Here is a 24,240-nt window from a genome sequence, read left to right as displayed (position 1 = left end):
GCACCATCGCCAGAGCCAGCATCCGCCGCGCCGCCTTCACGTTCGGCGCCTTCGCCGAAGCCGCCCGAAGCTCGGACGAACTCATCTCCAAACGCGTGATCTCGATCCCTGCCATCGACGCCTCCCTGTCGCAAATCACAGAGAGTCAGACTTTCAGCGCCATGGGAATCCACCCAGAGTCAGAATCCGGTGCGGTTGGTATGAGCCGCCGATTCGGAGGCGTCGACTGGCCCGAGTAGGCACGGTGCGACCGCTCGAAGCGGCGGCAGACCCAGGCAGCCGGCCCGATCACCCTGCTTGTGTGGGAGATGCCGCCCTTCGCTAAAGTCAGGAGGCGGTGAGGAGTAGCCTTATTACGGCGAACCACTGCGACCCTCGCACCCCCCTCTGCCCTGCCGGGCATCTCCCCCGCAAGGGGGGAGATCGGAGCATCGCGGGCGGCCCGTGCCATCAGGCAGTGACACCGCGTCGGTCGCGGCGCCCGCCTCACACCCGCAGCCGGTCGCCGGCCGAGCGGGCGAAGGCCTCGGAGACATGGGCGAAGGACCGGCGCGCGTCCTCGCTCTCCGCGGTGTCGTCCGGCTCCAGCATGAACACCAGGAACGAGCGGCCGGTGGCCATGTAGGCCTTGCCGAAGTCGAAGGGCGCGAGTTCCTCGCGGTCCGGCAGGTTGGTGTCGATGACGCAGCGCCAGCGCTTGCCGCCCGGCGCCTCCGGCAGGGTGAAGTTCACGACGTCGAAATGGGCGTTCATGACGATCAGCATCGTCGCGTCGGTGCCGGGGCGCCTGATGCCGGTCTCCTGCGCCCGGCCGTCGAGCAGCACCCCGAAGCACTTCGCCTCGGCGTCCGCCCAGTCGCCGTCGACGAATTCCTCGCCGTTCGGCTTCAGCCAGGCGACGTCCTTGACGCCGAGTTCGTCGTCGAAGGTGCCGTGCAGGAAGGTGCCGCGCCTCAGCATCGCCAGCGACTGGCGCAAAATGATCAGCTTCTGCACGAATTCCGCGAGCGCCCGGCTTTCCGGCGTGATCTTCCAGTCCACCCAGCCGATCTCGTTGTCCTGGGCGTAGGCGTTGTTGTTGCCGCCCTGGGTGCGGGCGAATTCGTCACCGGCAAGGATCATCGGCGTGCCGCGCGAGAACAACAGCGTCGCGAAGAAGTTGCGCAGCTGGCGAAAGCGCGTCTCGACGATCTCCGGATCGTCGGTCCGGCCTTCGGCGCCGTAATTGTTGGAGAGGTTGTGGGAGTGGCCGTCGCGGTTGTCCTCGCCGTTCGCCTCGTTGTGCTTGTCGTTATAGGAAACGAGGTCGTGCAGCGTGAAACCGTCATGGGCGGTGATGAAGTTGACCGACGCCCAGGGCTTACGGCCGCGCTTGTCGAAGAGATCGGCGGAGGCCGACATCTTGCCTGCCACGGCCGGGATCATGCCGTCGTCGCCGCGCCAGTATGAGCGGATGGTGTCGCGATAGCCGTCGTTCCATTCCGCCCAGCCGGGCGGGAAGCGACCGACCTGATAGCCGCCCGGGCCGCAGTCCCACGGCTCGGCGATCAGCTTCACCTCCGACAGCAGCGGGTCCTGCATGGTGGCGTGCAGGAAGCTCGATTCCTCCGAGAAACCGGTCGGCTCGCGCGCGAGGATGGTCGCGAGATCGAAGCGGAAGCCGTCCACCCGCATCTCGCCCGCCCAGTAGCGCAGCGAATCGGTGACGAGCTGCATCACCCGCGGATGCGAGGTGTTGACGGTGTTTCCGGTACCGGTGTCGTTGATGTAATAGCGCGGCTGGTCCGGCAGGAGGCGGTAGTAGGTGGCGTTGTCGATGCCCTTGAAGGAGAGCGTCGGTCCGAGCTCGTTGCCCTCGGCGGTGTGGTTGTAGACGACGTCGAGGATGACCTCGAGCCGGGCATGGTGGAAGGCCGAGACCAGTTCCTTGAACTCGGCGATCGAGTTGCCGGCGAGATAGCGCGGATCCGGCGCGAAGAAGCCGATCGAATTGTAGCCCCAGTAATTCCGCAGCTTCTTCTCGACGAGATAGCTGTCGTCGACGAAGGCGTGGATCGGCAAGAGCTCGACCGAAGTGACGCCGAGGCTGCGGATATAATCGATGACCTCCGCCGTCATCAGCCCGGCGAACTTGCCGCGATAGGGCTCGTCCACGGCCGGATGGCGCATGGTATAGCCCTTCACGTGGGTCTCGTAGAAGATCGTCCGGTCCCAGAAGACCTTCGGCCGCCGCTCGTCGCCCCAGGTGAAGGCCGGGTCGACGACGCGGCACTTCGGAACGAACGGCGCCGAGTCGCGCTCGTCGAAGGACAGATCGCCGTCGGCATGGCCGATCGTATAGCCGAACAGCGCGTGGTCCCATTTCACCTCGCCGATCAGCTGCTTGGCATAGGGATCGATCAGCAGCTTGTTCGGATTGAAGCGGTGGCCGGCCTCCGGCTCGTAGGGGCCGTAGACCCGGTAGCCGTAGATCTGGCCGGGCCGCACGTCGCGCAGATAGCCGTGATAGATCTCGTTGGTATATTCCGGCAGCTCGATCCGCTCGATCTCGGTCTCGCCGGCCGCGTCGAACAGGCAGAGCTCGACCTTCGTTGCATGGGCCGAGAAGATCGCGAAGTTGACGCCGATTCCGTCCCAGGTCGCCCCGAGGGGAAACGGGCGTCCCTCCTGGATCCGCCGGCGGCGCACCGCGGTCGGCCCACGGTGGGTCTGGGTGCTGTTGGGTCGGATCTGGATGGTCACGAATGATGCTCCGGGGGCGGTGTGGGTTGGACGCAGCATAAGAGCGGCGGACCCGACTTGGTTCCGCCGCCGGCTCCGTCACCGCGGAAATCGTCCCGCCCCCCGGCGACATCGCTCCGCAGGCCGCTTCGGGCGGCGACGTGGCGCGGCGGCCGGCAGCGGGGCGGCCGCCGCTGCGAGAAGCGTCAGATCGTCAGGATCGAGGCGCCCGTGGTCTTGCGGCCTTCGAGGTCGCGATGCGCCTTCTGCGCGTCGGCAAGCGGGTAGGTCTGGCCGATGGTGATCTTGACCGCACCGGAGGCGATGACGTCGAACAGCGCCCTCGCCGAAGCTTCCAGTTCGGGCCGCGTGGCGACGTAGCTGAACAGCGTCGGCCGCGTGACGTAGAGCGACCCCTTCTGGCTGAGGATCGCCGTGTCGATCGGATCGAGCTTGCCCGAAGACTGGCCGAAGGTCGCCCACAGGCCGCGCGGGCGCAGACAGTCGAGGCTGCCCGGGAAGGTGTCCCTGCCGACGGAATCATAGACGACGTCGCATTTGCGCCCGCCGGTGATCTTCTTCACCTCTTCGACGAAGTCCGCCTCGCGGTAGTTGATGACGTGGTCGTAGCCGTTCTTGCGGGCGAGGTCGCACTTTTCCTTCGACCCGGCGGTGCCGATCACCGTCGCGCCGAGATGCTTCGCCCACTGACCGGCGATCAGGCCGACGCCGCCCGCCGCGGCATGGAACAGGAGGACGGTGTCGGAATCGACCGGATAGGTGCGGCGCAGGAGATATTCCGCCGTCATGCCCTTCAGCATCGCGGCCGCAGCGGTTTCCAGCGAAATTCCTTCCGGCACGAGGACGGCCTTGTCGGCCGCGATGACGATCTTCTCGGCATAGGTGCCGCTGATGCCGTTATAGGCGACCCGGTCGCCGGCCTTGAACAGCGTGACGCCTTCGCCGACGGCGGCGACGACCCCCGCCCCTTCCTTGCCGAGCACGAAGGGCATCGTCTCGGACTTGTAGAGCCCGGTGCGGAAATAGACGTCGATGAAATTGACGCCGGCGGCCTTCTGTTCAACCAGGATCTCGCCCTTGCCCGGCTGGCCGGGGTCGCGATCCTCGAAGGCCATAACCTCAGGACCGCCTGTCTCCTTGACGATGATCGCCTTACTCATGGCGCATATTCTCCTGTCTCGTCGGCCATCGGGCCGGTGTCTCGTCGGCCATCGGGCCGGTCGGTGCGTCAGTTCCGGCGGGCCGGGCGAAGCCGATCGAAGAGCTGCAGGGCGCCGCCGATGCCGAGCAGATAGAGCCCGCAGGCGACAAGTCCCCACCTCACCCATGGATCGGCCGCGAAATTTTGGGCGAGCACGACCGCCCCGAGCACCGACCAGAGCGCGACGACGGCGAGCGTCAGCGGGCGCAGCCGCAGCACCCGTACCGGATGGACGAACTTGACCGGCAGGAACGTCGCTCCCGAGCAGAGGACGACGAGGACGAAGGCGATCCATTCCGGCGGATCGACGGCAAAGAGCGTGAAGACGACGAAGTTCCAGGCGACGGGAAAGCCGCGGAAGAAGTTGTCCTTCGTCTTCATCCGCATGTCGGCATAGTAGATGGCGCTGGAGATGACGATGAGCGCCGCCGCGACGAAGGAGGCGGGGCGACCGATCATGCCCGAGAGGTAGAGCGCCACCGCCGGGATCAGCGAATAGGTCGCATAATCGATGATCGAATCGAGGAGATCGCCGGACCAGTTCGGCAGGACACCCTTGACGTCGACCTTGCGGGCGAGCGGCCCGTCGATCCCGTCGACGAACAGGGCGAGACCCAGCCAGCCGAACATCGCCACCCACCGCTGCTCGGCAGCCGCGATCAGCGCGAGGAAGGCCATGAAGGCGCCGCTCGCGGTGAGCAGATGGATCGCGAAGGCGCGCCAGCGATCGGCCCGGTCGTATTCCTCGGTTGCGTCTGACATCGGCTGGCTGTCGTCCCTTCGGCCGGACTGCACTCTTTTCCGCGAACCCCGCAACGCGCGCTTCGTTCCGGCCATTGCCATCGGCTGTAGCTGGGGTATCTGCGAAATCCAAGTCACATGGGCTCCGAACCTTTCAAGTCGGAGCCGGCCAACGAAGCGAGGTCAGGGGAATCCGTCATGGAGCGCAGGCAGATCATCGTCGTCGGCGGGGGCCTCGCCGGAACCGCGACGGCTCTCGGGCTGGCATCGGCAGGCTTCGACACGCTGCTTCTCGCACCGCCCGCCCCGGACGACAGGCGAACCTCCGCGATTCTCGGCCGTTCGCTGGCCTTTCTCGCCGAACTCGGCGTCGTCGACGCGCTCGGCGATCGCCAGGCGCCGCTCGCCGTCATGCGGATCGTCGACGATCTCGGCCGGCTGTTCCGCGCCCCGACGGTGGAATTCCGGGCCGCCGAGATCGGCCTGTCGGCCTTCGGCATCAACGCCCTCAACGCCGATCTCGCAGAGGCGCTCGGCAGATGCGCCGCAACGCTCGGGCGCCTCGAGATCCGCTCCGCCGCGGCGCGCGGCCTGACCCTTTCGCCGGATCGGGCGATCGTCACGCTCGACGACGGTGCCGCGATCGGCGCCGATCTCGTCGTCGCCGCCGACGGCCGCCGTTCGCCGATGCGCGAAGCGGCCGGCATCGGTTCGCGGCAGTGGCGCTACCCGCAGACCGCGCTCGTCACCAACATCGCCCATTCGCGGGACCACGCCTCCGTCTCCACCGAGTTCCACACGCGGACCGGCCCGTTCACCCAGGTTCCCCTGCCCGGCCGGGCGTCGTCGCTGGTCTGGGTCGAGGATCCGAAACTCGCCGACCTCTATGTCGATCTGAGGCCGGAAAAGCTTTCCGAGACGATCGCGGAAAAGATGCACTGGATCCTCGGCGAAGTGACGATCGACGGGCCTCTCGCCCGCTATCCGCTGGGCGGCAGCCGCGTCGACCGGTTCACGGCCGAGCGCTTCGCCCTCGTCGGCGAGGCGGCGCACGCCTTCCCGCCGATCGGCGCACAGGGCCTCAATCTCGGCCTGCGCGATGCCGAGGCGCTGATCCGTCTCGTTTCGGAAAGCCGTGACGACCCGGGGTCGCGCCTGGCGCTGCGGCGTTACGAGGCGGCGCGGCGCGGCGACGTCCTGTCGCGCACGGCGGGCGTCGACCTCCTGAACCGCTCGCTGCTGGTCGACTTCCTGCCGGGGCAGGTCGCCCGCAGCTCCGTCCTCGCCGCCATGGGCCTCGTCGGGCCACTGCGGCAGTTCGCGATGCGCGAGGGGCTGGTGCCGGGGGCCGGCCTCGTCGGCCTGCCGCGGTCAGTCCGCAAATGGATGGGCGGGCACGAGGCCGCTGGTGATCCCGTAGAGCAGCAGGGTCACGGTCACGACTGACAGGACCGTCGTGACGAGGACGACGGTCGAGGCGCGCTCGACCCAGACCTCGTATTGCTGGGCGATGACGAAGACGTTGGTGGCGGTGGGAAGGCTGGCGAGCAGCATGGCGGCCTTGACCCAGACCGGATCGAACCTGCCCGCAAGGCCGAGCACCAGCCAGACGACCAGCGGGTGCAGCAGCAGCTTCATCGGAACGATGGTGAAGAGCTCCGGCGGAATCCGTTTCACCGGCCGGAGCGCCAGCGTCACCCCCATGGCGAAGAGCGCGCAGGGCGCGGCGGCGCTGGCGAGAAGGCTCAGGAAGGTCTCGAGCGGGCCGGTCGGATGCACGCCGGCGACCGCCGCCGCGGCACCGACGATCGTCGCGATGATGAAGGGATGGGTGAAGATCCGGAACAGCACCTGGCGGATCATCGGCAGGAAGGCCAACCGCTCGCCGCCGAGCGCCATCATCAGCGGCGCCATGACGAAATGGAGGGCGTTGTCGAAGCAGAAGATCAGCGCGACCGGCACACCGGCGGCCGGGCCGAGCGTCGCGAGGGCGATGCCGGGCCCCATGAAGCCGATGTTGCCATAGGCTCCGCCGAGCGCCTGGATCGTCGCGCTTCTGACGTCGCCGCCGGAACGAAACAGCGCGATACCCATTCCGGCCGCGAAGACGATGAAGGTCGACAGGGTGGTCGCGGTGATGAAGCCGACGCTCGCCAGCTTGTCGACCGGCGTTTGGGACACCAGTTCGAAGAGCAACGCCGGCAGAGCGATGTAGATGACGAGAACGTTGAGCCAGGCGAGGCCGCCGATCGGATGCGGCGCCAGCCGGCCCGCGGCGAAGCCGAGCGCGATCAGTCCGAAGAACGGCGAGATCAGTCCGACGATTTCGATCACCGGGGCGATCCAACGTCGTTCGATGTCATGCTAGAACGAGGATCCGGGGCGGCGGACAGGCCGGCGTCCGGAAAGCTGGGTTTCGGAGGAGCGTTCCTTGCCCGAACGGACCGTCTGACACTTTGCAACCACGCATCGAACTACCAGCCCGGCCGAGGCGCATCCCCGGTTCCTGCGCCAGGGCTGTAACGGAGAGAAGACGGCAATGCAAACCGCCCGTTTCTACATCGGCCAGATCGTCCGCCACCGCGTCTTTCCGTTTCGCGGGGTGATCTTCGACGTCGATCCGTCCTTCGACAACACCGAGGAGTGGTATCAGTCGATCCCGGAGGACGTGCGTCCGCGCAAGGACCAGCCCTTCTACCACCTGCTCGCCGAGAACGCCGAGACCGAATACGTCGCCTATGTGTCGGAGCAGAACCTCGTCGCCGACGAGACCGGCGCGCCGGTCCGGCACCCGCAGGTCGGCAAGCTGTTCGTCGGGCCAGTCGACGGGGCCTACAGGCTGAAGAACGAGAACCACAACTGAGCGTCGGCCCTCGGCCGCACGGGGGCCGTTGCGCTGTGGCGTGACGCACCGCGCCAGCGCAGTCGGCGGTCCGGATCGTGAACCTTCCGCCGGCTGAGTCTGCGGCCCGTCGGCGGCTGTCGCCGCCGTCCCGGGGCCCGGTCGCCTGACCCCCGTCGCCTGACATGGAAAACAAAGCGGCCGGCGGCCCCGTGAGGCCGCCGGCCGAATGTCGTCGTCCATGAGAAAGCGGGCCGGTCGAGGGACCGGCCTGCCTTTCCCGGGCAAGCCGGTGCAGGGTCGTGCTGCCGGAGCCGCCTTGCGGCGGCGAGGCGCTGCCGCTCGCCTATTGCGACGAGGTGCCGGCGCCGCCGTCCTGCTTGGCGGCGTTCTGCGCGTCCTCGAACTTCTTGCGCCGCTCCTCAGCCTGCTTCTGCAGCGCGTCGTTCAGCTCCTTCTGGCGCTGGGCGAGGGCCGACTCGTCCTTCGGCGGGCCGTCATAGGCGTCGGTGAAGCCCTTCAGCGTCACCGGGATCGGATTGGCCTGGCGCTGGAAGTTGATCGAGGTGACGACCATCTGGCTGCCCTTCTTCATGCTGGCGACCAGGGCGTCCGTCAGCTCCGCCTCGGCGATGCAGCGGTTCGGGAAGCACACCGAATAGTTCAGCGTCAGCGGCTGATTGTTGTCGATCTTGATCTGCACGCCGGGCGGGATCACGCGGCCGGTCGGCACGACCGCCTGGATGACCTTCTGGTTCACCTTGCCCTTGACGTTGATCAGGTTGACGGCGGTGATCAGCTGCCGCGTGTCGGCGATCAGCGAGTACTGCGTGTTGCAGATGTCGTTGTCGCCCTGCTTGGTACAAACCTTGAACCACTCGGTCGGCAGAACCTGGCCGGCAGCGTTGGAATCTTGTGCCCTGGCCAGGGAAACACCGGCGAGCAGCGTGGCTGTACCCACGATCACGCCCGCGAGCTTCGTAAGAGAAGCGTTCGTCATCCGGTCTTGCACGGCCTCATGTCCTTTCGGCGCGTAGTTTGCAACTCGATGGGGGGTTCCTTAACGGCCCCGGACCTGTTTCGCAAATGCGGCCGTTTGAGGGCTCGGCGGTTCCCGCGCCCCGCCCGCAGCGCGGCGGGAGACGACGCGCGGCGCGGCCGGAGGAACGCCGCCGCAGCGCAGCGCAATTGGAAGGCTCCGCGCCACGCCGCGCGGACCGGACGGGCAGGCACGGCCCGATCGCGATCGCGATTGCTCCCGCATCGGCGCGCCCGTGCCTCGGCGACGGCGGAGGGCGCCATGCCGGCGAGCGGCCGAAAGCCGCGAAGGACCATTCTGCCGCGGCGCCCGCCTCGCAAGCCGCGCCATGGGCGACGCTCGGATCTCTCGTCTCGGGGGAGATCGGGCCAGTCGCCCTGCCCCTCACCCCGAATTGAAGCGATCGCCGGCAATTCCCGGCGATTAGGAGGCTTTCAGCGTTGCGGTGGCGCAGTGATTTTGCGGCGGGACGTTGCCAACTGCTCGCTCGGAAACAGGTGAAATCGACGCGGAAACTATGCCGCAATTTCGCCGGCAATGAAATACCGTTGCGTGCAGATTTTCGAATTACGTGACGATTTCATCTGACAACTTACCATCTGTCGCACCGTCAGTTTCATTCGCGCGGCCGGGCGGCGTCGTGGGCACCGGTGGAAGGCGAAGGCGATCCGGGACGCGCAGAGGCCTGTCGCGGCCGAAAAGATGGGTTAGCCTCGGCCATGGACGCAACGGCGGCCGAATCGCCGCAACGATTCCGCCTGAAGATGGGAGAGACAACCGTGATCGAGATCCGCGCCGCCGTCCTTCGGGCCTCCCCCGTCGCCGCGCCCTTCGCGCAGACCCGGCCGCTTTCGATCGAGACGCTGCAGCTCGCCGCCCCCGGCCGGGGCGAAGTGCTGGTCAGGGTCAAGGCGGCGGGCCTCTGCCATTCCGACCTTTCCGTCGTCAACGGCGCCCGCCCGCGGCCGGTGCCGATGGCGCTCGGCCACGAGGCGGCCGGTGTCGTCGAGGCGCTCGGCGAAGGCGTCGACGACCTTGCCGTCGGCGACCACGTCGTGATGGTTTTCGTCCCGTCCTGCGGCCACTGCCTGCCCTGCGCCGAAGGGCGGCCGGCGCTCTGCGAGCCGGGAGCGGCGGCGAACGGCGCCGGGACGCTTCTCGGCGGCGCGATCCGCCTCTCCTGGCGCGGCGGGACGGTGCATCACCACATCGGCGTATCGGCCTTCGCGGAGGCCGCCGTCGTGTCGCGCAACTCGCTGGTGAAGATCGACCGGGACCTGCCCTTCGAACACGCCGCACTGTTCGGCTGCGCCGTCCTCACCGGGGTCGGCGCAGTGGTCAATACCGCCGGCGTCCGGGCCGGCCAGAGCGTCGCGGTGATCGGCCTCGGCGGCGTCGGCCTGGCCGCGCTGCTCGGGGCGCGGGCAAGCGGCGCCGCGCGGATCGTCGCCGTCGACCCGATCCCCGAAAAGCGGGCGCTCGCCCTCGAACTCGGCGCCAGCGACGCGGTCGACCCGCGCGAGGACGGCGCCGACGCCAAGGTCCGGGCGCTGACCGCCGGCGGAGTCGATGCGGCGGTGGAACTCGCCGGCGCCGTGCCGGCCCTCGACTTCGCCTATCGCATCACCCGCCGCGGCGGCCTCACCGTCACCGGCGGCCTTGCCGCGCCGGCGGAACGTTTCGCGCTCGCGCCCGTCTCGCTGGTCGCGGAGGAGCGGACCCTGAAGGGAAGCTACATCGGCAGCTGCGTCCCAAGCCGCGACATTCCCCGCTATGTCGGGCTGTTCCGGGCGGGCCTCCTGCCGGTCGACCGGCTTCTCACCAGCAAGGGACGGCTCGACGACATCAACGGGGCGCTCGACGCCCTCGCCGAGGGACGCACGGTGCGCCACGTCATCGAGATGTAGCGCGGCGGCAGTGCCGGCCGCCGCCGCAAATCAGCCGAACTTGCGGGCGGCGTCGAGCCCCAGCCCGAGGCCGACCGAGCCGAATGCGTCGGACTGGGCGATCCGCGCATGCGGGAATCGCGAGACCGCGGCACTGCGCACCGCCGGAACCTGCGCACCGCCGCCGGTCAGGATCACCGTCTCGATCGCCCCGGCGCCCACGCCGGCATCGTCGAGCGCGCCGTCGATCGCGAGGCCGATCCGGCCGACGAGGTCGCGCGTCGCCGCGACGAAGCCCGCGCGGTCGACGTCCGCCGCAAAGTCGAGCCCCGGCTCGTTGAGGACGACCCGCGCCGCCTCGGCGTCGCTGAGCGCGACCTTGGCCGCCTCCACCGCCCCGGCGAGGCGATGGCCGGAGCGATGCCGCAAGAGATGCGCGAAGCGCGCGAGCTTTTCAGGCTCCGCCGCCTCCCGCTCGAGCGCCCTGATGTCGCGGGCGATCTCCGGCGTGTAGAGCGTATTGATGCGGTGCCAGGTGGCCATGTCGTTGAAGTACCAGACCGGCAGGCGCCGCTTGCCGTCGGCGGTCTCGCTGCCGAGCCCGAAATGCGGCATCACCCCGGCGATCGAGAGCTGCCGGTCGAAGTCGGTGCCGCCGACATGGACACCGGCGAAGCTCAGGATGTCGGCCCGGCGGTCGTCCGCCTTCGCCCGTTCCGGCGACATGCGCACCACCGAAAAGTCGGAAGTGCCGCCGCCGATGTCGACGACGAGCGCGACTTCCTCGCTGGCGATGGTGCTTTCGTAATAGAGCGCCGCCGCGACCGGCTCGAACTGGAAGGCGATCTCGGAAAAGCCGACCGATCGGGCCGCACGCTCGAGCTGCCCCTCGGCGGCCCGGTCGGCAGCGTCGTCCTCGTCGACGAAATGGACCGGCCGACCGAGCACCACCCGGTCGAGCGCGATCTCGCCCTCCCCGGCCGCCGCAGCGCGTTCGGCCTCGGCTTCGAGCTTCTCCCTCAGATGGGCGACGAAGCGGGCGATCAGTTCGACGAAGCCGAGACGCTCGCGCCCGATCCGCGTCGTCTCCTCCATCAGCGACGAGCCGAGCACCGACTTCAGGGCCCGCATGAAGCGCCCCTCGGCGCCGTCCACATATTCGAAGACGGCCGCGCGACCGAAGCGGGTCAGCCCGTCCTCGAAGCTGAAGAAGAGCGCCGAGGGAATGGTCAGCGCGGCGCCCTCGAGCGCGAGGAGGCGCGGGCCGGCGTTGCCCCGGCCGGCGAGGCCGAGGGTCGAATTGGTCGTGCCGAAGTCGAGACCGGCGAAGATCCTGGACATGGTGCAATCCCGGCTTGGATGTCGAAGAGGTCGTGGCGTCGCCCCCGGCGGCTCCGGCCGAAGCGCGGCGGGCGTCGAGAGAGACGGAAGACGGAAACGAAGGATGGACGGCCGCCGGCACCTGCAGTGCCGCGGCCGGGCCGCGTCCACGGGGTACCGCGCGTCCGCCGCGCGAGCCCGATGGATACGCCGGCGCCCCGTTCCCCTATCGAGTTCTATTGAAGGCGATTTCTGTTGTTCGGGCCGCTCCTGTAGCCGATGCGCGGTGAAATGAGAACCGCCGGTCGCTCCCTTGGTCCGCCTCCTTGCGGCGGCCCCACGGACCGGTTGTGCGCGGCGGCGCGGCCCGCTATCGCTCCGGCCCGGCCCCGCCGCCTCGTCTCCAGCGACCCGACTCCCCGCCTCTCCAGGTCTTGAAGCAGCGAACCCGATGACACTTCCCGACGGCTTCACCGACATTCCCCCCGGCAAACTCGCGGCCATCGCCACCGTTCTCGAGCGGCGGGTCCCGCCGCGTCCCGGCGAATTCGACGCGGCCGCCCGGCCGGAATGGCACTTTGCGGCGGTCGAGCGGCCCGGCCTCGACTGGTATGTCGACCTTCTCAGCCGGGTCGGTTCTCAGCATCTGTGGTACCAGCGCCTCATCCAGGGGCCGGCCGCGATCGCCGCGAAGATCGGCGATCCCGCGACGGTCATCCACGCGCTCACCGTCGACGGCCGCGCCGAGGGCATCGCCGAACTCGACTTCACCGAGCCGGACGGCCCCGAACTCGTCTATTTCGGCGTGACCCCGGCGCTCGTCGGCAGCGGGGCGGCGCGGTTCATGATGCAGCACCTCCTCGGCTCCGCCTTTTCCCGCCCGATCGGGCGGCTGTGGCTGCACACCAACACCAACGACCATCCGCGGGCCATGGGCTTTTATCGCAGGGCCGGCTTCGTGCCGGTCCGCCAGATGCTCGAACTCGCCGACGATCCGCGGCTCATCGGGCTGTTTCCGGCGGAGACGGCGCCGCACCTGCCGCTTTTTCCGATCGAGGGCGCGGCGCGGCGCGACGACAGGTGAGGCGCGACGGCCCGCGGGCGCCGCTCAGAGCGACGCGGTGATGCCGCCGTCGACATAAAGGACGGTGCCGTTGACGAAGGAGGAGGCGTCCGACGACAGGAAGATCGCCGCCCCGACCAGTTCCTCGACCCGGCCCCAGCGGCCGGCCGGCGCGCGGCGCGACAGCCAGTCCGTGAAGGCCGGATCCTCGACCAGCGCCTTGTTGAGAGGCGTCTCGAAATAGCCGGGCGCGAGACCGTTGCACTGCAGGCCGTGCCGCGCCCAGTCGGTCGCCATGCCCTTGGTGAGATTCGCCACCGCGCCCTTCGTCGCGGTGTAGGGCGCGATGCCGGGCCGCGCCAGCGCCGTCTGGACGGAACAGACGTTGACGATCTTGCCGCGGCCGCGGCCGATCATGTGCCGCGCCACCGCCTGGCCGACATGGAAGACGCTGGCGACATTGGTCTGGAGCAGGCGCTCGAAGCCCTCGGCGGGAAACTCCTCCAGCGGGCCGCGCTGCTGCATGCCGGCATTGTTGATCAGGATGTCGATCGGGCCGACATCGGCCTCGAACCCGTCGACCGCTGCGCGCACCGCCGCATGGTCGGTGACGTCGAAGGCGAGTTCCCGCGCCGTCACCCCGGCGTCGCGCAGTCCGCCCGCGGCCGCGGCCAGCTTCTCGCCGTCCCGGCCGTTGACGACGATCTCGGCTCCGGCCGCCGCGAGGCCTTGCGCGAGGGCGAGCCCGATCCCCTGCGACGAGCCGGTGATCAGCGCCCGCCGGCCCCGCAGGTCGAACAGCGAAAGGCTCATCGTCTTCTCCCCTTGTGTCCGCTCCCACCGACATGCGGCACGGGCCGGCCGCGACAAGGCAAGGACTGCAGAGGCTCGGTCGAAGGGGTGCCGGGAAACCGGCGACAGCCGCAGGGCGACCCGGCAAGCCGGCGGCCGGGAAGCGACGGGAAGGAAAGCGCGCTCGGGGCCGATCTCTCCTGCCTATAATTGCCGCAGCACGCATGCAGAGAGTGCATGGCCGGCAGGCGCTTCGCGATGCGAGCACCCGCCGATCGCAGCGGAACTCGCGTCATCGCGCGCCGGTCAGCTGTCCGAATCGAAACGGCCGGCAGTGGCTGCCGGCCGTTGGAAGGCATCTGAAATGTCGCGGTTTGGCGGAGGCCTACTCGCGATATTCCAGGAGATCGTTGTAGCGCAGGGCCAGCATCGTGCCGACGGCGCCGGAGAGCAGGTAGAGACCCGCCGCGACCAGCCCGAGATGGTAGGAGAGGTAGAGCGCCACGAAGGGTGCGAAGCCCGCCCCGACCAGCCATGCGAGGTCGGAGACGATGGCCGAGCCGGTATAGCGGTAGTGCCGCGGAAAGTTCGACGCGACGGCGCCCGAGCACTGGCCGAAGGACACGCCGAGCAGCGCGAAGCCGAACACCATGTAGATCAGCTCGCCGGCAAAGCCCTGCGCCAGAAGCGAGGGCGCGAAGCCGCTGAACACGGCGATCAGGAGCGCGCTGACGCCGAGCAGGTTGCGGCGGCCGTATTTGTCGGCGAGGAAGCCCGAGGCGACGATGGCGATGGCGCCGATGACGGCGCAGGCGCATTCGACGATCAGGAACCGCGTCGCCCACTCCTCGGTGAACAGATTGACCCAGGACAGCGGGAAGACCGTCACCATGTGGAACATCGCGAAGCTCGCCAGCGGCGCGAAGGTGCCGACGACGATGTAGGTCGAATATTGCCGCACCGTCCGGCGGACGCGCGTCGCCTGCAGCTCGCGGCGCTCGAACTGGTGGACGTATTCCGGCGTCACGACGATGCGCAGTCGCGCGAACAGCGCGACGACGTTGATCGCGAAGGCGACGAAGAACGGGAACTGCCAGCCCCAGGCGTAGAACTCCTCCGTCGGCAGGAAGCCGTGGAAGAAGGCGAAGAGGCCGGAGGCGACGATCAGGCCGAAGGGGGCGCCGAGCTGCGGCACCATCGCCCAGAAGCCGCGCTGCCTGTCGGGCGCGTTCATGGCGAGCAGCGAGGCGAGGCCGTCCCAGGATCCGCCGAGCGCCAGCCCCTGGCCGATGCGGAACAGCGCCAGCAGCCAGATGGACCACGCCCCGGCATCCCGATAGTCGGGCAGGAAGGCGACGACGACGGTCGAGGTTCCGAGCAGGAACAGGGCGATCGTCAGCTTCGTCGGCTTGCCGTAGAGCCGGTCGATCGTCATGAACAGCCAGGTGCCGAACGGACGGGCGATGAAGGCGAGCGCGAAGATCGCGAAGGAGTAGAGGACCCCCGTCACCTCGTCGACGAAGGGGAACACCCGCTGCGGGAAGACCAGCACCGAGGCGATCGCGAAGACGAAGAAGTCGAAGAACTCCGAGGTGCGGCCGATCACCACACCGATGGCGATTTCGCTCGGATTGAGGACATGGCCGCGCGACGCGCTGGTCGGCGACGGGCCGTTGAAATCGGGGTGGGCAACAGTCTCGCTCATTCTGCGGTCCCAAGCATGAATAGGAAGATGCGGCAAGTGCGTCGCACATTAACAACCCGAAAGGCTTTTGTGCACCTGCACAAGGGGGGTTGAGGCCGAGCGCGATTTGTTCAATACCAGCGCCGCGCGGCAGTCAATGACCGGCCGGAGCCGAGATCGGCCGCGCCATGTCAGACCAATACGGGGCCGCTCCATTGCGTCCGTTTCGTTTTCTCGCCCTTGCCGCGTTGCCGTTCATGCTATCCGCCTGCGATTTTCCGGTGTTGTTTCCGGACGGCGATGTTGCAGCGCGGCAGCGCGACATGCTGCTCATCGCCACCGGGCTGATGCTGCTGATCATCGTGCCGGTGATCTTCATGTCGCTGTATTTTCCCTGGCGCTACCGCGCCACCAACAAGGCGACGGACTACGACGCCGACTGGGATCACTCGACCAAGCTCGAACTGGCGATCTGGACCGGCCCGCTGCTGATCATCATCGTCCTCGGCGCCGTCACCTGGGTCGGCACCCACCTGCTCGATCCGTTCCGTCCGCTCGACAGGATCACCACCAGCAACAGCGTCGCGCTGCATGAGGAACCGCTGGAGGTCCAGGTCGTCGCGATGAACTGGAAGTGGCTGTTCATCTATCCGCAATACGGCGTCGCGACGGTGAACGAACTCGCCGCGCCGGTCGACCGGCCGATCCGCTTCGACCTCACCGCGGAATCCGTGATGAACGCCTTCTACGTGCCGACCATGGCAGGCATGATCTATTCGATGCCCGGCATGGAGACCAAGCTTCACGCAGTGATGAACACGCCGGGCGTGTTCGACGGCTTCGCTTCCCACTACAACGGGGCGGGCTTCTCCGACATGCACTTCAAGTTCTACAGCCAGAAGGCGGCGGATTTCGACGCCTGGATCCAGAACCTGAAGGCCTCCGACAAGGCGCTCGACACCAACGCCTATCTCGACCTCGCCAAGCCGAGCGAGGCGGTGCCGGTCGAATACTTCTCCTCGGTGGAGCCCGACCTCTACAAGCGCGTCCTCGGCATGTGCGTGGAGCCGGGCAAGCTGTGCATGCAGCAGATCGTGAACATCGACGCCGGCAAGGCCGAAGCCGGCAAGGACGTGTCGATCGACCAGCTGAAATACGACTCCTACGACCTCGATGCCTACGGTTCCGGCGAGGCGCAGGGCGCGACCGCCCCGGCCGCGAACCGCCTGCCGCACAGCGACCAGACGAAGTCGGGCAACTCCGAGAGCGGCGAGGACACGATCGCCCCGCCGCAACTCCACAACGATTGACGAAAGGCCCCGAGCGGCTTCGGGGCACGCGCGCTAACGGCAAGAGACCATACATCATGCTGGGCAATCTGGATGTCACACGGCTGATCTTCGGGCGCCTGACGCTCGACTCGATCCCGTATCACGAGCCGATCCTGATCGGCACCTTCCTCGTCGTCGCCATCGGCGGCGCGGCGCTCCTCGGCGCCCTCACCTACTTCAAGCTCTGGGGCTATCTCTGGAACGAGTGGTTCACCAGCGTCGACCACAAGAAGATCGGCATCATGTACATGGTGCTAGCGATCGTCATGCTGCTTCGCGGCTTCGCCGACGCGCTGATGATGCGCGCGCAGCAGGCCATCGCCTTCAACGGGTCGGAAGGCTTCCTGCCGGCGCACCACTACGACCAGGTCTTCACCGCCCACGGCGTGATCATGATCTTCTTCGTGGCGATGCCGCTGATCGTCGGGATTATGAACATCGTCGTGCCGCTGCAGATCGGCGCCCGCGACGTCGCCTTCCCCTTCCTCAACAACTTCAGTTTCTGGATGACCGCCGGCGGCGTCATCATCGTCATGCTGTCGCTGTTCATCGGCGAGTTCGCCCGCACCGGCTGGCTCGCCTTCCCGCCGCTTGCCGACGCGTCGAACAGTCCGGGGGTGGGTGTCGACTACTACATCTGGGGCCTGCAGATCGCCGGCGTCGGCACGCTGCTCTCCGGCGTGAACTTCCTCGTCACGATCATCAAGATGCGCGCGCCGGGCATGACCATGATGCGCATGCCGGTCTTCACCTGGACGGCGCTCTGCACCAACATCCTGATCGTCGCCTCCTTCCCGGTCCTCACCGCCGTCCTCGCCCTCCTGTCGCTCGACCGCTACGTCGGAACGCACTTCTTCACGAACGACCTCGGCGGCAACTCGATGATGTATTTCAACCTCATCTGGATCTGGGGGCATCCGGAGGTCTACATCCTCATCCTGCCGTGCTTCGGCATCTTCTCCGAGGTCACCGCGACCTTCTCGGGCAAGCGCCTGTTCGGCTACACCTCGATGGTCTACGCCACCGTGGTCATCACCATCCTCGCCTATCTCGTCTGGCTGCATCACTTCTTCACGATGGGCAACGGCGCGAGCGTGAACTCCTTCTTCGGCATCACGACGATGATCATCTCGATCCCGACGGGCGCGAAGATCTTCAACTGGCTGTTCACCATGTATCGCGGGCGGGTGCGCTTCGAACTGCCGATCATGTGGACGATCGCCTTCCTCGTGACCTTCACCCTCGGCGGCATGTCGGGCGTCCTGCTCGCCGTCCCGCCGGTCGACTTCGTCACCCACAACTCGCTGTTCCTCGTCGCGCATTTCCACAACGTGATCATCGGCGGCGTCCTGTTCGGCATGTTCGCCGGCATCAACTACTGGTTCCCGAAGGCCTTCGGCTTCAGGCTCGACAAGTTCTGGGGCACGGTCAGCTTCTGGTTCTGGGTGGTCGGCTTCTACTTCGCCTTCATGCCGCTCTACGTGCTCGGCCTGATGGGCGTCACCCGCCGGCTGCGCGTCTTCCACGATCCGTCGCTGCACATCTGGTTCATCATCGCGGCCTTCGGCGCGGTGCTGATCGCCTGCGGCATCGCGGCCTTCCTGATGCAGATCTTCGTCTCCGTCCGGAACCGCAAGGCGCTGGCCGACACGACCGGCGATCCGTGGGACGGCCGGACGCTGGAATGGGCGACCTCCTCGCCGCCGCCGCACTACAACTTCGCCTTCTCGCCGGTAGTGCACGGGCTCGACGCCTATGCCGACATGAAGCGCCGCGGCTTTTCGCGGCCGATGGAGGGCTTCAAGCCGATCCACATGCCGAAGAACACCGGCGCCGGCGTGATCATCGCGGCACTCGCCACGGTCTGCGGCTTCGCCCTGATCTGGTACATCTGGTGGCTGGCGGCGCTGTCGTTCATCGGCCTCGTCGCGGCGACGATCGCCCACACCTTCAACTACGACCGGGACTACTTCATCCCGGCCGACGAGGTCGCCGCCTCCGAGCGGGCCTCCGCCGGTGCCGTCGCGGTCGGGAGCTGATCTGATGGAAACCATCGTCCAACGAGGCGAAGCCGAGGCACCGGTGTTCTTCGCCGTCGACGAGCACGACCACGAGCCGGGCGGCAACACGATGCTCGGCTTCTGGATCTACCTGATGAGCGACTGCCTCATCTTCGCGGTCCTCTTCGCCACCTACGGCGTGCTGGCGACAGCCTATGCGGCCGGCCCGCGGCCCGACGAGATCTTCGAACTGCCGCTGCTCGCGGTGAACACGGCGATGCTGCTGTTCTCCTCGATCACCTATGGCTTCGCGATGATCGCGATGCAGAACCGCCAGAAGCAGGCGGTGCTCCTCTGGCTGGTCGTCACCGCGCTGTTCGGCGCCTGCTTCGTCGGCATCGAGCTCTACGAATTCGCCGGGCTGATCGGGGAAGGCGCTTCGCCGGAACGCAGCGCGTTCCTCTCGGCCTTCTTCACCCTCGTCGCGACGCACGGTCTGCACGTCTCCTTCGGCATCCTCTGGATGATCGTCCTGATGGTGCAGGTCTACAGGCTCGGCCTCGGCGCGGAGAACCGGCGGCGGCTGATGTGCCTGTCGATGTTCTGGCACTTCCTCGACGTCGTCTGGATCGGCGTCTTCACCTTCGTCTATCTGATCCGGGTGATCTGATGAGCAGCGCATCCCAAGCCCATCACGGCAGCCATGGCCACGGCCACGGCCACGAGGACCACGGCCATCACGAAGGCGGAGAGTCCCACTCGACGCTGTCGGGCTATCTCACCGGTTTCGGCCTTTCGGTGGTCCTCACCGTCATCCCGTTCTGGCTGGTGATGGCGCGGCCGATCGAGGACGGCGTCGTCACGACGATCCTCGTCATCCTCCTCGCCGTCGCGCAGATCGTCGTCCACATGATCTACTTCCTCCACATGGACGCCAAATCCGAGGGCGGCTGGACGATCATGGCGCTGATCTTCACCGTCGTCCTCCTCGTCATCACCATCTCGGGCTCGCTCTGGGTGATGTACCATCTGAACAGCAACATGATGCCGATGGAGAGCGGCATGGACATGGATGGCGGCGCCATGCAGCACGGCCAGGGCGCCCTCGACCCGGCCGGCGACGCCAAGCAGGACAATGCCGGCGACGCCGCCATGCCCGGAATGGACATGGGCCATCAAATGGGCCATCAGAACGGCCGGGGCGACGCGCAGACGGGCGCCGCCACGGGGCAGTAGCTCTTGCGCCCGCGCAGCAGCCGGGCGGTCGACGAACAGCCCCTGCCGGCCAGCCTGGCTGCCGCCGGGGGATCGAAGCGCCGGCGCGGCATCCTTCGCCGCGCGCTTCTGGCTCTTGCCGGCATCGTGCTCTTTTGCACCTTCTGCGGCCTCGGGGTCTGGCAGATCGAGCGCCGGGCCTGGAAGCTCGCGCTGATCGAGGCGGTGAACGAACGGGTCGCCGCCGCCCCTTCCCCGGCCCCCGGACCGGGCGCCTGGGACGGCATCGGATTTGCGGATGACGAGTACCGCCACGTCAGCGCGACGGGCCGGTTCGTCGCCGGCGACTACGCCTTCGTCCAGGCGACGACTGACTACGGCCCGGGCTTCTGGCTGATGCAGCCGTTCCGCGACCAGCGCGGCTTCACCCTCCTCGTCGACCGCGGCTTCGTTCCGTCGAAGACGCTTCCAGGCAATGTCGCGGCATCCGGCGCGACGGCAGAAACCGTCACCGGCCTCCTGCGCGTGAGCCAGCCGGGCGGGGCGTTCCTCCGCTCGAACGTGCCGGCAGAGGGCCGCTGGTATTCCCGCGACGTCGCGGCGATCGCGAAGTCGCTGCAACTCGACGGTCCCGTCGCGCCCTATTTCGTCGACGAGGGCTCGCCGCTCGAGCGGCCGCAGCTGCCGAATGCCGAGATGGGCGCGCCGCCGCCGGAGAGCGTAACCTATCCCGTCACCGGCCTGACGCAGGTCGCCTTCCGCAACGCCCACCTGCAATATGCGCTGACCTGGTTCGCGCTCGCCGGCCTCACCCTCGTTGCTGCCGCGATCGTCTACCGGAGCGAGCGACGCAGAGGCGGCTGAGGGACGTTTGCCCGATCCTCCGCCTCGCCATTCCCCGGGGTGACGAGCCGGCTGCTCAGAGGCCTTCCTCCAGCCGGTCGAGAAGCGCGTCGAGCATGGCGTCGCAGCGCCGCAGCTGCTCCTCGGTGACGAATTCGTCCGGCCTGTGCCCCTGGTCCATCGAGCCCGGCCCGCAGATCACCGTCGCAATGCCCGCCGCCTCGGAGAACAGCCCGCCCTCGGTGCCGAAGGCGACCTTGATCGTCGAATTGCCGCCGGTCAGCGATCGGACGAATTCCACCACCCCGGCATCCGCCCTGGTGTCGAGGCCCGGATAGCCCTTCGTCTTTTCGATGGAGATCCCCGCGTCGCCATCCCCCGTTTCGGCGACGATGCGGTCGGCCTCGCGGGTCAGGCGGGCGATCAGCGCAGCGGGATCGTCGGCCGCGAGGTGGCGGATCTCGAAATCGACCTCGGCATGGTTCGGCACGATGTTGGGGCTGGTTCCCCCGGCGATTCTGCCGACATGCAGCGTCGTATAGGGGATGTCGTAGTCGTCGTCCTTTTCGCCGCTTTCGGCGATCTCGGCCTGCAGACTGCGGACGGCGAGCGAGAAGTCGGCGGCAAGATGCAGGGCGTTCATCGCCTTCGGCGCCAGCGCCGTGTGTCCTTCCCTCCCCCGGCAGGTGGCGCGGTAGAAGCCCTTGCCCTTGTGCCCCGTCGCGGTCCTCAGCTCGGTCGGCTCGCCGACGATGCACATCAGCGGCTTCACCGGCGCCTTCGCCAGGATGTCGACGAGATCGCGCACCCCGATGCAGCCGATCTCCTCGTCGTAGGACAGCGCCAGATGCAGCGGGGTCCTGAGGTGCCGCTCGGAGGCCCTGAGCGCCGCCGCGACTGCGGACGCGACGAAGCCCTTCATGTCGGCGGTTCCGCGGCCGTAGAGCCGTCCGTCCCGCCGCGTCAGGGCGAAGGGATCGACCGTCCAGGCCTGACCCTCGACCGGCACGACATCCGTGTGGCCGGAAAGCATGACGCCGGGAACGCCTTCCGGCCCGATGGTCGCAAAGAGATTGGCGCGCTCGCCGGAAGGATGCATGACCCAGTCGATCCGCGCACCCGCCGGCTCGAGCAGCCCCGCGACATAGTCGAGCAGCGGCCGGTTGGGCGTCAGCGACAGCGACGGAAAGCCGATCAGCCGCTCGAGGATCGTCAGGGTGTCGTGCATGCGGGGGGCCTCTTTGGCTGGTCGGCGCCCACAGTCGCGCGGCGGAGGCTTCGAGGCAACAAGGCGGGGGTGGCCACCGTGCCTCGCAAGCGGCGCTGCCCGGCCCGCCCACGGACGAGACTGCGCCCCGGCAGCTAAGCAAGGCCGGCGGACGGGAACGGCCTTGCCGTGCGGCTTTCTGACGTCGGCAAAGATCTTCACCCCCGGCCCCGCCGACATATGTAAGCGGCACTGACCGGTCACACCCACCAACGACTTCCCGCCATGCCACAGCCCGATGCGCCGGTCCCGTCCGAGGAGGACGGACCGACCAGCTCCCGCCAGAGCTTCTTCGCGCTCTTTCCGTCGATCGTCCTGCCGATGTTCCTCGCCGTCGTCGATCAGACGATCGTGGCGACGGCGCTGCCGGCGATCGCCGCCTCGCTCGGCGAGGTCGACCGGCTTTCCTGGGTGGTGGTGTCCTATCTCGTCGCGACGACGATCGCCGCGCCGGTCTACGGCCGGCTCGGCGACGTCTACGGGCGCCGCCGCCTGATGTTCGTGGCGCTGGCGATCTTCATGGTCGCCTCGCTGCTTTGCGCCGTCTCCGGCGACATCCTCACGCTGACCGCGGCGCGCATCCTGCAGGGCGCCGGCGGCGGCGGGCTGATGACGCTGTCGCAGGCACTGATCGGCGAGGCGATCCCGCCGCGCGAGCGGGCGCGCTATCAGGGCTATCTCGCCACCGTCGCGGTCTCCTCCAGCGCCTTCGGGCCGGTCGCCGGCGGCTATCTGACCGAGCATTTCGGCTGGCAGTCGGTGTTTCTGGTCAACATCCCGGTGGGTATCGGCGCCGTCTTGATGACGCTGCGCCTGCCGGCCCGGCGCGGCACCGGCGAGGCCTTCCGCTTCGACACGCCGGGCCTCGTCTTCTTCGCCGCCTTCATCGCCTCGACGCTGATCATGCTGGAGGAGGCGCAGGAACTCGCTTCCGGCGCCTTCGCCCTGCCGGTGGCGCTCGGGGTGTTCGCCGTCACCGCCGTCGTCCTCCTGGTGCGGCGCGAGCGGCGCGCCCCCTCCCCGCTCCTCTCGATCCCGCTCATGAAGCACCCGGCGATCTGGCGCTGCGACGGCCTCGCCGCGTGCCACGGGGCGATGCTGGTCTCGCTGATCACCTTCCTGCCGCTCTACTACCGCATGGTGCACGGCGCCTCGGCCGCCGAGACCGGCATCCTGCTCCTGCCGATGACCATCGGCATCGGCATCGGCTCGCTGTCGACGGGCCGGATCGTCGGGCGCACGGGCTATACGGCGATCTACCCGTCCTGCGGCCTGACGATCGTCGCGACGGGCCTCCTTTCGGCAGCGTTTCTCGCGCCGCATCTTTCTGCCGAGACGTTGGCATGGGGCTTCGGGCTGAATGCGATCTTCATGGGGACGGTGATGGGCGTGGTGCAGCTCACCGTGCAGCTCGCCGCCGGCGCGCGGCAGCTCGGCGCCGGCGCCGCGACCGTGCAGTTCTCGCGCTCGCTCGGCGCGGCCGTCGGCACGGCGCTGGTCGCGACGGTGCTGTTCGCCACCATGACCCACGGCAATCCCGGCGCCGGGGAGGCCTTCGCGCGGATCCTCCAACAGGGACCGCAGGCCCTCGACGGCCTCGCGGCGGCAGAGCAGGCCGCGATCCGCAACGGTCTCGACGACGCCTTCCGCAACGCCTTCCTCTGCATCGCCGGCTTTTCGGTGCTGGCGATGGGCCTTGCCTGGACGATGCCGATCCGCCGGCTCTGATCGCAAATGAATCGTTCGGCGACCATGCCGCGGTGAGCGCAGGCAGCAGCAGCCCAAAATCGGACGCGCGGCCGCCTGCGCCGGCGCCGCGCGATGGACTCCTCGCACTTCAGGCGGCGCCCTGCCGGACGCGCCGAGGCCGATCGGCCGTCGACAAGCCGCCGCCACGGGCAGCGACCGGCTTGCGCCGGTCATGGAGACGCATCGGCGGACGGCGAAGGGGCACTCCAACGCTCCAACGCCTGACGGCCAAGGCGGCCGATCCCGGCCAGGAACGGCCGCTGAGCGACGCGACCCGTGAGTCTTTGATGGTGGAGAAGATGGTCCGGCTGATGCGGGCGACGGATGCCCCTTGCGAGGCATTCGATCGTCTGGGTCTGCGGCAGGAGGCTGGCCGGATCGCCTGAGGCCCGGACGCAAAAAAAACGCCCCGCCGGTTGGACCGGAGCGGGGCGTTTTCGTTGGATGTGGAGAAGAATTGGCTTGGGCTTGGCAGACCTGGCAGCGACCGACTTTCCCGCGTCTTGAGACGAAGTATCATAGGCG

At 68.0% G+C, this 24,240-nt stretch carries 19 protein-coding genes and 1 pseudogene; 11 read left to right on the top strand and 9 right to left on the bottom strand.

Going from position 1 to position 24,240, the window contains the following annotated elements:
* Nucleotides 1–239: hypothetical protein (locus tag J1C47_RS22575; protein ID WP_207353073.1), on the top strand; the 239-nt coding region annotated here is incomplete at its 5' end.
* Nucleotides 240–486: 247 nt separating this feature from the next.
* Here the strand turns inward: J1C47_RS22575 and glgX are convergent.
* From glgX to pcsA, 3 genes are all read right to left on the bottom strand, one after another.
* Nucleotides 487–2,742, bottom strand: coding sequence for a glycogen debranching protein GlgX (gene glgX, locus J1C47_RS22570; RefSeq protein ID WP_425354588.1), 2,256 nt, complete (start codon nucleotides 2,740–2,742; stop codon nucleotides 487–489).
* 185 nt (nucleotides 2,743–2,927) lie between these two features.
* Complete coding sequence (locus J1C47_RS22565; protein WP_207353071.1) at nucleotides 2,928–3,902, bottom strand: quinone oxidoreductase family protein; 975 nt, start codon at nucleotides 3,900–3,902, stop codon at nucleotides 2,928–2,930.
* A 68-nt stretch (nucleotides 3,903–3,970) separates the two neighbouring features.
* Complete coding sequence (pcsA, locus tag J1C47_RS22560) at nucleotides 3,971–4,705, bottom strand: phosphatidylcholine synthase (protein ID WP_207353070.1); 735 nt, start codon at nucleotides 4,703–4,705, stop codon at nucleotides 3,971–3,973.
* A gap of 177 nt (nucleotides 4,706–4,882) precedes the next feature.
* Between pcsA and J1C47_RS22555 the strand changes: the two genes are divergently transcribed.
* Complete coding sequence (locus tag J1C47_RS22555) at nucleotides 4,883–6,130, top strand: UbiH/UbiF family hydroxylase (RefSeq protein ID WP_207353069.1); 1,248 nt, start codon at nucleotides 4,883–4,885, stop codon at nucleotides 6,128–6,130.
* Here the strand turns inward: J1C47_RS22555 and J1C47_RS22550 are convergent.
* Nucleotides 6,056–7,018: an AEC family transporter gene (locus J1C47_RS22550; RefSeq protein WP_207353068.1), complete on the bottom strand. Its 963-nt coding sequence runs from the start codon at nucleotides 7,016–7,018 to the stop codon at nucleotides 6,056–6,058. The genes J1C47_RS22555 and J1C47_RS22550 overlap by 75 nt on opposite strands.
* A gap of 205 nt (nucleotides 7,019–7,223) precedes the next feature.
* Between J1C47_RS22550 and hspQ the strand changes: the two genes are divergently transcribed.
* Entirely contained in the window at nucleotides 7,224–7,547 is a 324-nt protein-coding gene (hspQ, locus tag J1C47_RS22545) for a heat shock protein HspQ (RefSeq protein WP_207353067.1), read from the top strand.
* A gap of 325 nt (nucleotides 7,548–7,872) precedes the next feature.
* Here the strand turns inward: hspQ and J1C47_RS22540 are convergent, their stop codons facing one another.
* The gene (locus tag J1C47_RS22540; protein ID WP_207353066.1) at nucleotides 7,873–8,526 is read right to left on the bottom strand and encodes an invasion associated locus B family protein; all 654 of its coding nucleotides are present in this window, start codon (nucleotides 8,524–8,526) and stop codon (nucleotides 7,873–7,875) included.
* Nucleotides 8,527–9,347: 821 nt separating this feature from the next.
* On the opposite strand from J1C47_RS22540, the gene J1C47_RS22535 reads away from it, so the two are divergent.
* The gene (locus J1C47_RS22535; protein ID WP_207353075.1) at nucleotides 9,348–10,472 is read left to right on the top strand and encodes an alcohol dehydrogenase catalytic domain-containing protein; all 1,125 of its coding nucleotides are present in this window, start codon (nucleotides 9,348–9,350) and stop codon (nucleotides 10,470–10,472) included.
* 30 nt (nucleotides 10,473–10,502) lie between these two features.
* On the opposite strand, the gene J1C47_RS22530 is transcribed toward J1C47_RS22535, so the two are convergent.
* Entirely contained in the window at nucleotides 10,503–11,792 is a 1,290-nt protein-coding gene (locus J1C47_RS22530; protein ID WP_207353065.1) for an Hsp70 family protein, read from the bottom strand.
* A 430-nt stretch (nucleotides 11,793–12,222) separates the two neighbouring features.
* On the opposite strand from J1C47_RS22530, the gene J1C47_RS22525 reads away from it, so the two are divergent.
* Nucleotides 12,223–12,855 (top strand): GNAT family N-acetyltransferase, encoded by a 633-nt coding sequence (locus J1C47_RS22525; RefSeq protein ID WP_207353064.1) that lies wholly within the window; start codon nucleotides 12,223–12,225, stop codon nucleotides 12,853–12,855.
* A gap of 24 nt (nucleotides 12,856–12,879) precedes the next feature.
* Here the strand turns inward: J1C47_RS22525 and J1C47_RS22520 are convergent, their stop codons facing one another.
* Both J1C47_RS22520 and J1C47_RS22515 read right to left on the bottom strand, forming a co-directional pair.
* Nucleotides 12,880–13,647: an SDR family oxidoreductase gene (locus tag J1C47_RS22520; protein WP_207353063.1), complete on the bottom strand. Its 768-nt coding sequence runs from the start codon at nucleotides 13,645–13,647 to the stop codon at nucleotides 12,880–12,882.
* Between the two features lie 364 nt (nucleotides 13,648–14,011).
* On the bottom strand, nucleotides 14,012–15,331 hold the full coding sequence (locus J1C47_RS22515; protein ID WP_207353062.1) for an MFS transporter: 1,320 nt from the start codon (nucleotides 15,329–15,331) through the stop codon (nucleotides 14,012–14,014).
* Between the two features lie 167 nt (nucleotides 15,332–15,498).
* Between J1C47_RS22515 and cyoA the strand changes: the two genes are divergently transcribed.
* The 5 genes and pseudogenes from cyoA to J1C47_RS22490 all read left to right on the top strand — a co-directional run bounded on the left by cyoA (nucleotide 15,499) and on the right by J1C47_RS22490 (nucleotide 20,720).
* Entirely contained in the window at nucleotides 15,499–16,620 is a 1,122-nt protein-coding gene (gene cyoA, locus J1C47_RS22510) for a ubiquinol oxidase subunit II (RefSeq protein WP_207353061.1), read from the top strand.
* A 56-nt stretch (nucleotides 16,621–16,676) separates the two neighbouring features.
* Nucleotides 16,677–18,680 carry a cytochrome o ubiquinol oxidase subunit I gene (cyoB, locus tag J1C47_RS22505; protein WP_207353060.1) on the top strand — a complete coding sequence of 668 codons (2,004 nt, stop codon included), beginning with the start codon at nucleotides 16,677–16,679 and terminating at the stop codon, nucleotides 18,678–18,680.
* A gap of 4 nt (nucleotides 18,681–18,684) precedes the next feature.
* Nucleotides 18,685–19,311, top strand: coding sequence for a cytochrome o ubiquinol oxidase subunit III (cyoC, locus tag J1C47_RS22500; RefSeq protein WP_207353059.1), 627 nt, complete (start codon nucleotides 18,685–18,687; stop codon nucleotides 19,309–19,311).
* Nucleotides 19,311–19,697 (top strand): annotated as a pseudogene (gene cyoD, locus J1C47_RS22495) (cytochrome o ubiquinol oxidase subunit IV); the annotation flags it as partial. The gene cyoC and the pseudogene cyoD, both read left to right, overlap by 1 nt.
* Nucleotides 19,698–19,880: 183 nt before the next feature.
* Complete coding sequence (locus J1C47_RS22490) at nucleotides 19,881–20,720, top strand: SURF1 family protein (protein ID WP_245396755.1); 840 nt, start codon at nucleotides 19,881–19,883, stop codon at nucleotides 20,718–20,720.
* 55 nt (nucleotides 20,721–20,775) lie between these two features.
* On the opposite strand, the gene argE is transcribed toward J1C47_RS22490, so the two are convergent.
* Entirely contained in the window at nucleotides 20,776–21,927 is a 1,152-nt protein-coding gene (gene argE / locus J1C47_RS22485) for an acetylornithine deacetylase (protein WP_207353057.1), read from the bottom strand.
* 264 nt (nucleotides 21,928–22,191) lie between these two features.
* Between argE and J1C47_RS22480 the strand changes: the two genes are divergently transcribed.
* Nucleotides 22,192–23,694 carry an MFS transporter gene (locus J1C47_RS22480; protein WP_207353056.1) on the top strand — a complete coding sequence of 501 codons (1,503 nt, stop codon included), beginning with the start codon at nucleotides 22,192–22,194 and terminating at the stop codon, nucleotides 23,692–23,694.
* Nucleotides 23,695–24,240 lie beyond the last annotated feature (546 nt).

Source organism: Jiella sonneratiae, from assembly GCF_017353515.1.
Taxonomy (GTDB): Bacteria; Pseudomonadota; Alphaproteobacteria; order Rhizobiales; family Rhizobiaceae; genus Jiella; species Jiella sonneratiae.
The sequence above is the reverse complement of the archived record's forward strand: the minus strand, read 5'-3'. Positions and strand labels throughout refer to the sequence as shown.